Genomic DNA, 14,300 nt, shown 5'->3' with positions numbered 1-14,300 from the left:
GGGAGGCAGTCGTGACGCGGGAACGCCAACTGACCGACGCGTTCGTCGAGTTGACGGACACCCTGGTCGGAGACTTCGACGTCGTCGACCTGTTACATCAGCTCACCATGCGCTGCGTGCGACTGCTGGACGTCGATGCGGCCGGGCTGCTGCTGGCCGATCGGCAAGGGCGGCTGCGCCCGATGGCGGCCTCCACGGAGCAGGCCCGCATGTTGAAACTCCTCGCCCTCCACGACGTGGACGGCCCCGGCCTGGACTGCTACCGCACGGGCGAGCCGGTGACGAGTGCCGATCTGGTCGCCGAGGGAGGGCGCTGGCCCCGCTTCGCCGCAGCGGCGCAGCTCACCGGCTTCGTCGCGGTCCAGGCACTGCCGATGCGCCACCACGACAGGGTCATCGGCGCACTCACCCTGCTGCGGACGGCGCCCGGCCGGCTGACAACCGATGAGCTGCACATCGGGCAGGCGCTGGCCAACGTGGCCACCATCAGCATCCTGCAGCAGCGCAGGCTGGAGCGGCACGAGGCAGCCACGGAGCAGCTGCAGACCGCGCTCAACAGTCGCACGCTCATCGAGCAGGCCACCGGGGTGCTGGCCGAGCGCCACCGCAGCGACATGGACCATGCCTTCAACTCCTTGTGCACATACGCGCGCAGCCGCGGCCTGCGCCTGTCCGAGGCGGCGCATGCCGTCATCCACGGCGAACACGACATCACTCAACCTCCGGCCGACGATCACAGCCGATGGCGGGGAACCGGCAACGCCGGATGAACCGGTCTCCGCTGATCGCGACACCCGGAGGCCCGGCGAGCCGGCGATCGCCGGGCGTCGATCCGGCCTGCGGTGTGGGCGACGGTGCACGAAAATGGACGTACGCCCCCATTGGCTCACTTGCCGGCGATTTGATCGAGGTAAAGGGCTGGCTGACGGGTAAGGGATCCACAGCGGGATGGTTCTTCGGGGAGCATCCGATGGGCAGATCGATCCTGAGTGAGCGGCTGGAGCGCGCCGGTCCGGGGAGAGACACCGGTTCCCACAAGAAGTGGTGGAACCTTGTGATGGTGCTGGCCGCCGCGGTGACAGGCCGGATCTTCATCCGCCGGCTGCTGCGACGCGTTCGTACCATCTCCGGCGACCTCGCCGAGATCAACGTCAGCGATGAACCCGCCCAGATCACTCAGCAGCGTGACCCGCAGGAGGTGACGCAGCTGGTCGACAACATCAATGCGAGTCTGGACATGCTGGACCGCGAGCGGCAGTTCGCCTCCAACATCGCCCACGAGATCCGCTCCCCGCTGGCCGGGATACGCGTCACGGTGGAACAGGCGACCGCTCGTCCCGGCGAGGCCGACTACCCTCGCGTGCTGGAGGCGGTCCTGCGTGGAGTGGACCGGCTGGAGGCACTGTCCACCGCGCTTCTTCTGGTCGCCCGTTCCCGCGCCGCCCAAGCCGACTGGGAACAGATCGATCTGTGCGAACTGGTCAGGCAGGAGGTCGCGGACCGGAACGACCCCATCTCCATCGACGTCATCTGCACGCCCGATGTCCGGGTCACCGCCATGCGCACGCGGATCACCCAGATCGTCACCAATCTGCTGGACAACGCGCAGCGCCACGCCGCCCACCAGGTGCAGGTCCACGTACACCGCACCGACGGCAACGCGCGGCTGGCGGTGTCCGACGACGGCCCCGGCGTGCCGGAGAAGGACAGGGAACGCATCTTCGACCGGATGTACCAGCTCAAAAGCATTTCCCAGCGGGGCAGGCCCGGCATCGGCCTCGGTTTGGCCATCACCCGCGACATAGCCAATGCCCACCACGGAGCCGTCTGGGTCGAATCGTCCCCTCTCGGCGGCGCCTGCTTCATCCTCCAATTGCCCATAGCCGCCGCCACCTGAGCCACCACCCGGATCTCTCGGGGGCGGCCCGAGCCACTGCCACCCGCACCGGGCACGGGGCTCACCGCCGGCCGCCACTGCTCACCCAGGCCGCCGCCACCCACTCCACGATCGGCAAGACCTGGGCCGGCAGCGCCTACCGCACCAGCGTCATCGAACACAGCGCCGCGCTCGGCTCGACGTGGAAGTCGTCAGCAAAGACCCGAATCCACCCCACCTGGCGCGCCGCATAACTCGAAGCAAACGGAACACGCAGGATCAAAAATCCTCTCAGATGGAATTCTCGACGCGACGGTGTCTCTGACCCGCGCTCCGGCGTTCCCGGAAATCGGGGACATTTTACTTCCAGAACGGCGCCATTCCGGAAAATCACGCGGTAATATTCAAAGACCGAGGACTTTTCGTGCGTTGGCATTCAGGTCGGCGTCGCCCGCGGCGATCTATCAGTGCGTGGTCCTTTACAGGGCCAAGACGGGCCAGGCGATCATGACCGCGACGTTGCTCTCTCGCTCTACACCACCCAGCGTCCCTGCCGACAAGGACCCCGTCTTCGGCTCTGACGTTCGACTACGGTTGGCGCCCGCCCTTGGCCTGCGGGGCACTGTGGACGGGGCATGGTGGCCTCATTCCCGTGACGCCACGCTGGAGCTGCCAGATTTCATCACCGCCGTCGACCAGCGGCTGGGACTGACGACGCTACGCGTCGGCGTACACGTTGACGCATGGGACCACATCCCCCACCGTGTCCACGCCGACGGACGCCAGGTCAAAGTGGGCTGGTTCGACAGCGCCGACCCTCGTCTCGTCACCCTGACGTTCGCGGAGGCTGAGCCTGTCATCCTGCTGGTCGTCCCGCCGTACACCGCGGATGGCCCTGCCGGGACCGCGCTCATGCTCGCCAGTCAGGGCATGGTCGGCCTGCTCCCGGTCGACCTCTTCACCACCGCAGCCCATCAAGTCGGCGATACTCGGGATGCGGACGGGGAGAACGAGGGCGGGCACATCAGCTCGCTGCCGGCGGACCTGCTCGGCGGGTGCCGGCACCACCGATCGAACGCCCACCTGCCAAGCCTGCCGCCACAGACTCCGCCTCGTCGCCGACCAGAGCATTCCATCTCCATCCGTGACCCCGCGCCACTTGGGGGAGCCGACCCGTCAGCGCCGACGACCATCCGACTGTCTGGTGAGATCGACATTTTCACCAGTCCCCACCTGCGCAAAGACCTGATGGACGTCCTGCGCTACAGCAGCAGCCTGCTCATTCTCGATTTGTCGGGTGTGGCGGCATGCGACGCCTGCGGGCTGGGAGTTCTGGTCGGCATCCAGCGCCGCGCGAAGGCGATGGGGATCACCCTCTCCCTGACCGCAGCCCGCCCGTACCTGTCTCGGTTACTGCGTGTAACCGGCCTGGACCGCACCATTCCGATGACGGCGTAGCGGAAGGCCGGGAGCAGCGACGCAGGCGGCAAGCCCCTCGCCAGAGGAGAGGCGGGCTCCTCGACCCTCTTCCTGTCGCCGTGCTGCCAACGGGCCGGGCCGCCCACCGGGGCATTACCGATCCTGGACCGCTTCCTGTGCCCTTCCTGGCCCCGGCCCACGATGCCGGACGCGGGTGCCGGGTACATGTCCGTACGGATGGCCCATTCGTGGGGATTCTCGATTGCCTTGGGAAGGCTCTGTGATCCTTACGTCCGCATCCCCTGCGACTCTCCTGCAACGGCTGTCGGCTGCCGCGCAGTGGCTGACGTCACCGCTGCTTCCCGACGACTACCTCGGATTGATCAACCCGCTCTGGGGCGCGGGAGAGCTGTGCGGCCGGGTCGAGGCGGTGGACGCGGAAACCAGCGACGCGGCGACCTTGGTCATCCGCCCGGGCCGGGGCTGGGTCACGCACCGTCCCGGTCAGTGGATCCGGATCGGCGTCGACATCGACGGGCGGCGACACTGGCGCACCTTCTCACTGTCGTCGGCTCCGGGCAGGTCCGACGGTCGCGTCACCGTAACGGTGAAGGCCGTGCGCGGCGGGCTCGTCTCCGACTACCTGGTACGGAGCACAGCACCTGGGACGGTGCTCAGGCTGGGACTGCCCGAGGGGGCGTTCGTCCTTCCGGAGCCGCCACCGCCTCGCCTGCTCTTCGTGACCGCCGGGAGCGGCATCACACCAGTGATGGCGATGCTGGACGGCCTGCGTCTAGACAATGCGGACGGACCGGACGTCATACTGGTCCATTCGGCGCCGACACCCGCCGACGTCATCTTCGGCCGGCGGCTTCGGAACCTGGCCGCGCGATGGCCGCGGCTTCGGTTGCACGAACGGCACACGCGTTCTGAGGGACGGCTGCGGCCCGCGGATCTGGCCCGGCTCTGCCCCGACTGGACCGAGCGGTCCCTGTGGGCGTGCGGACCGCCCGCGATGCTCGACGACATCGCGGCGCACTGGACCGGGCCCGCGGACAGGCTCCATGTCGAGCGCTTCAGCCTGGTGCCGACGGCGGCGGGTCCGGGGGGACGTGTCCGCTTCACCAGGAGCGGCCGGGAAGCCGAGGCCGGCGGCGAAACGCCGTTGCTGGCCGTCGGCGAGAGCGCGGGGGTGCTCATGCCGAGCGGCTGCCGCATGGGCATCTGCTACGGATGCGTCGCCCGCCTTCGCACCGGCCAGGTCCGTGACGTACGAACCGGCCAGGTACACGGAGAGGTGGGAGACATGATCCAGACCTGTGTGTCGGTGGCGGCCGGGCCAGTCGAGATCGAGCTGTGAAAGGAACACGCATGCCTGCCACATTCCATTCGGCCTCTGTCGACACCGAGGAGTTCGGGCGCGAGCTGGACAAGATCCGCGACGAGGTGCTCGCGAGCCTCGGCGAGCGGGACGCCGCCTATATCCGCAATCTCATCGCGGTCCAGCGCAAGCTGGAGCTGGGCGGAAGAGCGCTGCTGTTCGCCTCCTGGTTGCCCCCTGCCTGGGCCGCCGGCACAGCGGCACTGGCGGTCGCGAAGATCCTGGAGAACATGGAGATCGGCCACAACGTCCTGCACGGGCAGTGGGACTGGATGCGGGACCCGAAGATCCACTCGGCCACCTGGGAGTGGGACATGGCCTCCCCCGCCGACCAGTGGAAACACTCCCACAACTTCGTCCACCACACCTGGACGAACGTGCTCGGCAAGGACCGCGACATCGGCTTTTCGGCGATGCGGATCAGTCCTGAGCAGCCGTGGCATCCGATCTATCTCGCCCAGCCGTTCTACAACGCGCTGCTGGCTCTCTTCTTCGAGTACGGCATAGCCATCTACGACGTCGAACTGGAGCGGATCCCGTCGGGGAAAAAGGATCCGAAGGAGGCGCTGACCCAGCTCCGGGCGGTGCTGGCGAAGATACGACGCCAGATCGTCAAGGACTACGTCGCGTTCCCGCTGCTCGCCGGCCCGGCCTTCCTGCCCGTCCTGCTCGGCAACCTGACCGCGAACATGGCACGCAACGTGTGGGGGCACACCATCATCTTCTGCGGCCACTTCCCGGAGGGCGCGGAGGTCTTCACCGAGGACCGGCTGGAGAGCGAGACCCGAGGCGAGTGGTACCTCCGCCAGCTGCTCGGCTCGTGCAACATCGACGGCGGACGCCTCTTCCACATCATGAGTGGCAACCTCAGCCACCAGATCGAGCACCATCTGTTCCCCGACCTGCCCAGCAACCGGTACGCGGAGATCGCGCCGCGGGTCCGCGCCCTGTGCGAGCGGTTCGGTCTGCCGTATACGTCCGGATCGCTGGCCCGGCAGGCCGGTTCGGTCTGGAGACGCGTCCTGCGGTTGGCCCTGCCGGGGCCGGGCCGGCCGGCGGCGGGCGAGCCTCCTGCCCGGACACTCGAGGCTGCGGCATAAGCCCGGGCGGATCACCCTGCCGCGTGACAAAGCCCCGGACTCGGCGGGAGTCCGGGCCGATGCCTGTCGAACGAGCCGCAGGGCATGACCCCGCACACGATCAGGCACCTGGGCCGCACGCGGGTAGGCGTAGCGCGAGAAGAGCGACGTCGTCGGTGGTCCCGGGGAGTATGCGTCGGACGATCTCGTCGCACAACTCCTCCAGTGGGCGCTGGACCATGGCCGCGGCCTGCTCCTGCAGCCGGGCCAGTCCGGTGGCCAGGTCGCTGCCGGGGCTTTCCACGAGGCCATCGGTGTAGAGCACGAGGGTGCTCCCGGCCGGCATCGGCTCGACGACGTCGCGCCTGGCCGATTCGATACCCAGCCGGAGCCCGAGCAGTAGGTCCTGCCTGTGTTCCAGATAGCGGGCATGCCCGTCAGGGGTGACCAGCAGGGGCGGCGGATGCCCGGCGTTGCTCCAGCGCAACTGCCAGGGACCGTCTTCGGTGCCCTCCACACGCGCCAAGATCATCGTCGCCATGGGCACGTCCGTCACGGCCGACATCGCCTCATCCACGCGGTTGACGACCAGGCTGGGCGACATGCAACGGTCCCACGCCAGCGTGCGCACCATGCTGCGCAGCTGGGCCATCTCAGCGGCGGCCGTGATGTCGTGGCCGACCACGTCACCGATGACCAGGGCGGTGACGCCGTCGGGCAGCAGGAAGGCGTCGTACCAATCACCCCCGACCTGAGACCCCACCGGGGCCGGCAGGTAGCGCGCGGCCATCTCAAGGTGGCCCACCTGCGGCAGCGGGGCCAACAGGTGACGTTGCATCATTTCGGCCACCTCGCGTTGTCGGCCGAACAGGCGCGCATTGCCCACTGCCAACCCCGCGCGCCGTCCGATGTCGGCGACCAGCGTCACATCGGTGGCGTCGAAGGGGCGAGCCGGGTCGGTGCGCGCCACGGTGAGAGCCCCCAGCACCTGCCGCTGGGTGCGTAACGGCGTGATGATCGCCGACACCGCTCCCCGGGCAGCGAACAGCTCACGCTGCGCGGCGGCCATGCCGGAGCCCGCCTCGCCGACCATCTCATCCGGACCCAACAAGACGGTCTCACCCCGATCCAGCACCCGGGCCAGCAGGGAACTGGAGGGCTCGGGCAGCGGGAAGCCCTGCACCTCATCCGCAGGAGGGATCACCACCACCCGCTCCACCTCGTCATGATCGATACGCAGATCCACCACCGCCCAGTCGGCCAACCGCGGGACGATCAGCCTGCCCAGCCGTCGCAAGGCCTCGTCCACGTCCAGCGTCTGGGTCAGCACAGAGGTGATCTCAGTGACCAGCGTCAGGCGGGCGTTGAATTCCTCCAACATCGCCAGATGGCCGGCCTGCTGACGAGAGAAGTCCAGCCGCTCGGTGATGTCGGTGAAAACGACGATCAACCCGAGCACCTGCCCGCCCTGCAGTATCGGAGCGGCCGACAAGGAGACCGGCAGCAGGCTGCCGTCGCCCCGTAAGAAAGTCGACTCTTCGCCACGCGCCGGACCACCGTGCTCCAGCACCCCCATCAGCCGGCAGGTGGAGTGAGGAGCCAGCCCGTCGTCAGCGCCCCTGTGCAGCAGATCGTGGGCATCGGCGCCCAGCATCTCCGCCACGGGACGGCCCAGCAACGCCCCGGCCTGCCGGTTCGCCATAGTGATACGCCCAGCATGATCAGTCAGATAGATCCCCGCCCCCGCGCTGTCGAAGGCCGCCTGCACCAACCTCTGGTCGGGCAGCCCGACATGGCCATGCGCACTGGGCGGATGCCGCATCATCGCCGCTCTGCCTTCCTTCGATCCATCGCTGCCTACGCCCTACCCGCCGATACCCCCAGCACGCGGGGGACGCGCGGCCATATCGCGTCGGCCGGCTCCCGTGAAGAGGCCGGAGGGTCCCATCTCGGCGAGGCACGGGCAGTACTCGCCAAGCGGACCGACCGTAGTGGTCATCCCGGCGAAATGCCGCTCCGAGCGCCTACACATCGCTTTCGACGCGATCTAAAGGACGCATGGTTGCTCGGTGGTTGCTCGTGTGTACGGGACACGGCACGGCACACAGCGTGATTGAGCGGCAGACTCCCGGGGCCAATAGCGGACGGAATGGTAGAAGGCGGCACGCGGCGGCAGTAGACGGTACTGATCAAGGGCGCTTTTAATCCGTCGGTTCAGGGTTCGAGTCCCTGGCGCCCCACCACCTCATAGCACATCTGACCTGGGATTCCTCGATCGAGGCGCGCCTCGTGGCGACAAGTTGATCTCGTTGTTCGCCCGCGGGCGCCGACCGGGCACACGGTGGATCGTTTAGACGCTCTCCGTCAGGCCAGACCCCACAGACCATCAGCAGAAGACCACAACTTGCCGCGGTGTGCGTCGGCGGCCGTGTCAGCACGGCAACGGCGTGGTGTCAGCGCTTCCGGCGATCGTTGATGCCATGAACAGATCAGCAACCTCTTCCTCGCGATCGCGGGCACTTCCGCCGCGCCCAACAGCGATCGAGCTCCCCGGCGGGCTGACGCAGCCAGTCGTCCCCTGAGGGATGGCGCACTCGCTCACGAACAGCGACTAGGCCGCTCACACCTCCACGGCCATGCACAGCTATTCGGTGTTGCTAGGTACTAGTACTCGGTGTTACTTTGTACCAGTAGCTAGTGACACCAAGTAGACGAAAAGGGGGTGTTCCATGGGCAAGCAGCTGACGGAGATGCCCAAGGGAACGCCTGGGAACGGCATCGGTTCGCCAGTGCCATCGAACGCGCCGCCGGCAGAGAACCCCGAAAGAGAAGACAGGACTAAGCGATGACGACACAACAGGCCCCGGCGATCCAGGTGCACGGCCTGGAGAAGTCGTACAAGGAACTCAAGGTGCTGCGCGGCGTGGACTTCACCGTGGCGCGCGGCAGCATCTTCGCCCTGCTCGGCTCCAACGGAGCGGGCAAGACCACCGCCGTGAAGATCCTGTCCACGCTGCTCAAGGCCGACGCCGGCACCGCACGCGTGAACGGCTTCGACGTCGCCACCCAGGCCGCCGGCGTACGCGAGTCGATCAGCCTCACCGGACAGTTCGCCGCCGTCGACGAGATCCTCAGCGGGCGGGAGAACCTGGTGCTCGTCGCCCGGCTGCGGCACCTCAGAAACCCCGGCAAGATCGCCGACGACCTGCTCGCCCGCTTCTCGCTGACCGACGCGGGCGCCCGGAAGGTGTCGACGTACTCCGGTGGCATGCGCCGCCGCCTCGACATCGCGATGAGCCTCATTGGCAACCCGCCGGTCATCTTCCTGGACGAACCGACCACGGGGCTCGACCCCCAGGCGCGCATAGAGGTGTGGCAGGCCGTCAAGGAGCTCGCCGAGAACGGCACCACAGTGCTGCTCACCACGCAATACCTGGACGAGGCCGAACACCTCGCCGACCGGATCGCGATCCTGCACGAGGGCCGGATCATCGTCAACGGCACCCTCACCGAGCTCAAGCAGCTCCTCCCGCCCGCCAGGGTCGAGTACGTCGAGAAGCAGCCGACACTCGAGGACGTCTTCCTCACCCTCATCGGCACGAAGGCATAAGGAAACCACGATGAGCAAGCATTTCTTCGGCGACACCACCGTCCTACTGGGACGCTCTCTGCGCCACATCACCCGCAGCCCCGACACCATCATCACGACCGCGATCATGCCGATCGCCATGATGCTGATGTTCGTCTACGTCTTCGGCGGCGCGATCAACACCGGATCGAACTCGTCGTACGTGAACTACATGCTGCCCGGCATCCTGCTCATCACGGTCGCCTCGGGCATCGCCTACACCGCGTACCGGCTGTTCATGGACATGAAGGGCGGCATCTTCGAGCGCTTCCAGTCGATGCCTACCGCGCGGTCGTCGGTGCTGTGGGCGCACGTGCTGACCTCGCTGGTCGCCAATCTGGTCTCGCTCGTGGTCGTGATGCTCGTGGCCCTGCTCATGGGCTTTCGCTCGGGGGCGGGCGTGCTGGCCTGGCTGTCGGTCGGCGGAATCCTGATTCTGTTCACCCTGGCGCTGACCTGGATCGCCGTCATCCCCGGCCTGTCGGCCAAGACCATGGAGGGCGCGAGCGCATTCTCCTACCCGCTCATCTTCCTGCCGTTCCTCAGCTCGGCGTTCGTGCCCACCGACACCATGCCCACCGTGGTGCGCGTCTTCGCCGAGAACCAGCCCGTGACCTCCATCGTCAACGCCATCCGCAACCTGTTCGCCGAGCAGCCGGTCGGCAACGGCATCTGGATCGCACTGGCCTGGTGCATCGGCATCCTCATCGTCTCGTACGTCTTCGCCATGAACACCTACCGCCGCAAGATCTCCTAGGGAACAGTGCGGTTGCCCTGAAGAGAACAGCCTTCCTCGACTCATCTCGCGCCGCCGGCCGGAAGCTTCCAGGGGATCTACGCGAGCTGAGCGCTGGGCTGTGAGCAGGACCGCAGCGGGCCATGCGGTAGCCGCTGATCCATACCCGTGAGAGTGGCGAACGGCCTCCACCATGGCCCAGAGCATGGAGCTCGTGACCATTCCCTGCCGCACCCTTCAAGCACGCAACACGTACTACCGGGAGACAAGGAAAGGTCTTGACTGAATCCCTTCACACCGTCACGCCGATGCCCGCCGAACGCCAGTCCGGATGTCCCTTCGACCCGCCCAAGGAACTGGTCGAGGCCCGCGAGCACGGCCCGATCAGCCGCTTCCCCTTCCCCGACGGGCACCAGGGCTGGCTGGTCACCGGCTACGACCTGGTCCGCTCAATCCTCGCCGAGCACCTGGACGCCATGGAGAAGGCAGGGCCGCAGGCGGACCTGGTGACCGCGTTCGCCAAGCCCATCCCGGCCATCGTCATCTGCGAGCTGCTGGGCGTGCCGTACGAGGACCGGGGCCGCTTCCAGGACAACATCGACAAGTTCCTCGGCGGCGAGGCCAGTGACGAAGAGCTGATCGCCGCCTACCTCGCCACCCAGCAGTACCTTGCTGAGCTGGTGGCCGCCAAGCGCGCCAACCCTACCGACGACGTGCTCACCGACCTGCTCGACAGCGACCTGACCGACGAGGAGCTGCAGGGCATGGCCCTGATCCTGCTGTCGGCCGGCTTCGACACCACAGCCAACATGCTGGCCCTCGGCACCTTTGCCCTGCTGGAGAACCCGGACCAGCTCAACGCCCTGCGCGCCGACCCCACCCTCGTCGACCAGGCCGTGGAAGAGCTGCTGCGGTACCTGTCCGTCGCCAAGCAGTTCTACCGGGTCGCGCTGGAGGACGTTGAACTGGCCGGCCACACCGTAAGGCGGGGACGATGGTCATCTTGTCCCTCAATACCGCCAACCGCGACCCCGACCGCTTCCCCAACCCCCACACCCTCGACCTGCGCAGGCAGGACGGCGGCCACCTCGCCTTCGGTCACGGCATCCACCAGTGCCTGGGCCAGCAGCTCGCCCGTGTCGAGATGCGCGTCGCGTTCCCCGCGCTCCTCAACCGCTTCCCCACCCTGCGCCTGGCCGTACCCGCCGAAGAGGTTCCCCTGCGCCCGGAGATCGCCGACATCTACGGCGTCAAGAGCCTCCCGGTCACCTGGGACGCGTAGTAGAAGCCGGGACTTCCCCGCCCGTACATCCGGCTTACCGGCCGGGGGCAGGTAAGCGCCCACCACGCCACTACTCTGTGATACTGTATAGCACTACCCAGTACCACGAAGTACTAGGGACGGAAGAGGACCCACGTTGGACAACCTGACGGAGATGCTGAAGGGCACGCTCGAGGGTTGCGTGCTCGAAATCATCGGTAGCGAGCCGACCTACGGGTACGCCATCACGCGTCGGCTGAACGAACTCGGCTTCGCGGACGTCGTCGAGGGGACGGTTTACACCATCCTGCTGCGACTGGAGAAGAACGGGCTCGTCCAGGTGACGAAACGACCGTCCGAACAGGGCCCGCCGCGCAAGTTCTACGCGCTCAACGACGCCGGGAGCGAAGAACTCGCGAAGTTCTGGGCGAAATGGGAGTACATCACGTCGCGGATCGACAAGCTCAAGGAGGGTGGAAGATGAAATTCTGGGAGACCATTACAGGCAGCGATCTCACCAGGGATTGGAAGGCGTTCGAAGCCCGTGCCGCGGCGTTGCCGGCCGACTACCGGGCAGCATGGGAAGAGATCACGGGTCATCTTTTTCTCTACGGTGACTTCACAGGTCGAAATTTGATGCCGATTCTCGATGGTGCTCTGGGGCTGCTCGAAGAGACGGCGTCCGACGGGCAGAGCATTCACGAGGTGCTGGGTGACGACATCCCGGGCTTTTGCGCGGCACTGGCCGGCGGAGCAGGTGCTCGAAGCTTTCGCGACCGGTGGCGCGAGCAGCTGAACAGGAACGTCGCAAGGAAATTGGGCCGGCTAGGAGGCTGACGTGGGCATCCAAGACATCATCGAGGGCAAGAAGCAGTGGCGGGCGCACATGGCCCGCGTCAAGGCGCTCCCGCCGGACTACCAGATCGTCTACAAGGAGATTCAGCGGTACTTCTTCAAGGTCGGACCGGTCGGACTGGCTGACGGGTCCCTGCTCTCGGGGATCGTCGATTTCTTCGAGGAGGGAGTCGGGGCCCGCAAAGGAGTCCTGGAACTCATCGGCAACGACGTCGCCGCCTTCTGCGACGACCTGATCAAGGACTCGCGCACCTACGCGGACATCTATCAGGAGTCCATCAGCGGGAAACCCGGTACGGCCGAGAAGTAATACCTTTCCCCCCCAAAAACACCGGCGGACGCCTTGACCACTGGGATGTCGTTGTCGTGCCAGTAGACGCATGGACGTATTCGGCCAATGCAGGACGGCGGATCAGTCAGACGAGCGGGTGACTGTGCGCGGACGTCCCTGTTGCCGTAGGAGGAGTACGTCTTGTCGGCGTCCACCGCGCCCGGTCGGTCCAACAGGTCCGCCGGGTCCTGGACGAGGCCCCGCAGTTTCGCGTCCACGTGGTGCCGTGCTCAGTACGAGGTGTCCCAAGCGGCAGGGCACTGCCCTTCGCCGTTGGGCGGAGTGACAGCCAGCCCGGCTTGCCGGCGGAGTTCCTGCGCCAGTTCGGCGACATCATCGCAGTCGATGGTCTGGCATAGGCCGCGGTTGTAATCCACGTTCGTCAGGCGACGCGTGTGGCACACAGGCGTCCCGCCGAGCTTCGCCAGATGCTCCAGCCCGGAAACGCCTCCCGCAAGCCGCTGACGGTCAGGACAGTCCACCGGCCAGAAGGTCATGCGGGCGCTCAGGGCAGACGGCTTGATCCACACCGAGCCCGGCATGGGCAGCTTCGTTACGGCTCCAAAAGAGCGCGACAAGCCCGAGTGACCAGGCCGGGAGGCCTGCGAGCTGACGGCAACCGTTGACGGCAACGTCACCGGACGCAGGCGGACGCGGCCGGACTCACCTGCACACTCGGCCCCAGGTCACAGCACGTTTGCCCAGGGCGTCGATCAGCTTTTAATCCGTCGGTTCAGGGTTCGAGTCCCTGGCGCCCCACCCTCAATGAGCTGGGCAGACTCCCGAATGATGATCCTTCGGAAGCCTGCCCGGTTGCATTTGCGGTTGCAGTTGGTTGCTAGTCCTATAGCGCGCGGCCCATCCGCGCCATGGCGTCGCCGGCCAGGTTCTCCGTGACGTGGGTGTAACGCTTCGTCGTGGTGAGCTGGGAGTGCCCGAGGATCACCTGAACGACCCGCATATCTATCCCCTGCTCCAGGAGCAGCGTCGCCGCCGTGTGCCGGGCATCGTGGACCCTGGCAGCACATCGAGTACGTGATCGGGTTCAACCTGGACCGGCGCGCCTTCGAGCTGCTTGACTGCAGGGCGACCGTCCCGGGCGCGATCGGGGCGTTCCGACGTTCGGCGCTGGTGGCACTGGGCGGGGTGAGTACGGACACGCTCGCCGAGGACACCGACCTGACGATGGCGCTGTGCCGGGCCGGCTGGCGAGTGGTGTACGTGGAGAAGGTGCTGGCCTGGACCGAGGCTCCGACGACGCTCGGCCAGCTGTGGAAGCAGCGCTACTGCTGGTGCTACGGCACCCTGCAGGCCATGTGGAAGCACCGGCGTTCGCTGCTGGGAGGGGCGTCCTTCGGCCGCCGCTGCCTGGGTTACCTGACCCTGTTCCAGGTGGTGCTGCCGCTGCTCGCGCCTGTGGTGGACCTCATGGCGTTCTACAGCACGGTGGTGGGCGATCCGCTGCCGGTCGTCGCGGTGTGGGCCGGATTCGTCGCCGTGCAGGCGGTGACCGGCTGGTACGCGCTGCGCCTCGACGGCGAGCGGGCCTCGGCGCTGTGGGTGCTGCCGCTGCAGCAGTTCGTCTACCGCCAGTTGATGTACCTCGTGGTGATCCAGTCGGTGGCCACGGCCATCCTCGGTGTACGACTGCGCTGGCACACGATCAACCGGCAGGGCACCTTCAGCGCGCCGGACACGTTGGGCGGCGAACTCGCCGGGCCGGTCGGCCGGTGA

At 66.9% G+C, this 14,300-nt stretch carries 13 protein-coding genes and 2 pseudogenes; 12 read left to right on the top strand and 3 right to left on the bottom strand.

Going from position 1 to position 14,300, the window contains the following annotated elements:
- The 5 genes from BXA11_RS31360 to BXA11_RS31340 form a co-directional block, all read left to right on the top strand.
- Positions 1 to 770: ANTAR domain-containing protein (locus BXA11_RS31360; RefSeq protein WP_244303599.1), on the top strand; the 770-nt coding region annotated here is incomplete at its 5' end.
- Positions 771 to 970: 200 nt separating this feature from the next.
- Complete coding sequence (locus BXA11_RS31355; protein WP_076440308.1) at positions 971 to 1,897, top strand: sensor histidine kinase; 927 nt, start codon at positions 971 to 973, stop codon at positions 1,895 to 1,897.
- A gap of 486 nt (positions 1,898 to 2,383) precedes the next feature.
- A complete protein-coding gene (locus BXA11_RS44945; protein ID WP_275409715.1) occupies positions 2,384 to 3,334 on the top strand; it encodes an STAS domain-containing protein in 951 nt (316 codons plus the stop codon).
- Positions 3,335 to 3,575: 241 nt separating this feature from the next.
- Positions 3,576 to 4,655, top strand: coding sequence for a ferredoxin reductase (locus BXA11_RS31345; RefSeq protein ID WP_143734614.1), 1,080 nt, complete (start codon positions 3,576 to 3,578; stop codon positions 4,653 to 4,655).
- A gap of 11 nt (positions 4,656 to 4,666) precedes the next feature.
- Entirely contained in the window at positions 4,667 to 5,776 is a 1,110-nt protein-coding gene (locus BXA11_RS31340) for a fatty acid desaturase family protein (protein WP_076440304.1), read from the top strand.
- A gap of 100 nt (positions 5,777 to 5,876) precedes the next feature.
- On the opposite strand, the gene BXA11_RS31335 is transcribed toward BXA11_RS31340, so the two are convergent.
- The gene (locus tag BXA11_RS31335) at positions 5,877 to 7,580 is read right to left on the bottom strand and encodes a SpoIIE family protein phosphatase (protein WP_076440302.1); all 1,704 of its coding nucleotides are present in this window, start codon (positions 7,578 to 7,580) and stop codon (positions 5,877 to 5,879) included.
- 1,020 nt (positions 7,581 to 8,600) lie between these two features.
- Between BXA11_RS31335 and BXA11_RS31330 the strand changes: the two genes are divergently transcribed.
- From BXA11_RS31330 to BXA11_RS31305, 6 genes and pseudogenes are all read left to right on the top strand, one after another.
- Entirely contained in the window at positions 8,601 to 9,365 is a 765-nt protein-coding gene (locus BXA11_RS31330; RefSeq protein ID WP_076440300.1) for an ABC transporter ATP-binding protein, read from the top strand.
- 10 nt (positions 9,366 to 9,375) lie between these two features.
- Entirely contained in the window at positions 9,376 to 10,140 is a 765-nt protein-coding gene (locus BXA11_RS31325) for an ABC transporter permease (protein WP_076440298.1), read from the top strand.
- Positions 10,141 to 10,397: 257 nt separating this feature from the next.
- Positions 10,398 to 11,401, top strand: a pseudogene (locus tag BXA11_RS31320) (cytochrome P450).
- Positions 11,402 to 11,537: 136 nt separating this feature from the next.
- Positions 11,538 to 11,864, top strand: a complete 327-nt coding sequence (locus tag BXA11_RS31315; protein ID WP_076440296.1) for a PadR family transcriptional regulator — start codon at positions 11,538 to 11,540, stop codon at positions 11,862 to 11,864.
- Positions 11,861 to 12,217 carry a DUF1048 domain-containing protein gene (locus tag BXA11_RS31310; RefSeq protein WP_076440294.1) on the top strand — a complete coding sequence of 119 codons (357 nt, stop codon included), beginning with the start codon at positions 11,861 to 11,863 and terminating at the stop codon, positions 12,215 to 12,217. Before BXA11_RS31315 ends, BXA11_RS31310 begins: the two co-directional genes overlap by 4 nt.
- 1 nt (position 12,218) lies before the next feature.
- Positions 12,219 to 12,545 carry a DUF1048 domain-containing protein gene (locus BXA11_RS31305; protein ID WP_076440292.1) on the top strand — a complete coding sequence of 109 codons (327 nt, stop codon included), beginning with the start codon at positions 12,219 to 12,221 and terminating at the stop codon, positions 12,543 to 12,545.
- 251 nt (positions 12,546 to 12,796) lie between these two features.
- On the opposite strand, the gene BXA11_RS43385 is transcribed toward BXA11_RS31305, so the two are convergent.
- Positions 12,797 to 13,108 (bottom strand): hypothetical protein, encoded by a 312-nt coding sequence (locus tag BXA11_RS43385; RefSeq protein WP_076440290.1) that lies wholly within the window; start codon positions 13,106 to 13,108, stop codon positions 12,797 to 12,799.
- A 302-nt stretch (positions 13,109 to 13,410) separates the two neighbouring features.
- A complete protein-coding gene (locus BXA11_RS31295; protein ID WP_239105038.1) occupies positions 13,411 to 13,527 on the bottom strand; it encodes a hypothetical protein in 117 nt (38 codons plus the stop codon).
- A 41-nt stretch (positions 13,528 to 13,568) separates the two neighbouring features.
- On the opposite strand from BXA11_RS31295, the pseudogene BXA11_RS31290 reads away from it, so the two are divergent.
- A pseudogene (locus tag BXA11_RS31290) lies at positions 13,569 to 14,300 on the top strand (glycosyltransferase family 2 protein); the annotation flags it as partial.

Origin of the sequence: Microbispora rosea, from assembly GCF_900156315.1 — a bacterium.
GTDB lineage: Bacteria > Actinomycetota > Actinomycetes > Streptosporangiales > Streptosporangiaceae > Microbispora > Microbispora rosea.
The sequence above is the reverse complement of the archived record's forward strand: the minus strand, read 5'-3'. Positions and strand labels throughout refer to the sequence as shown.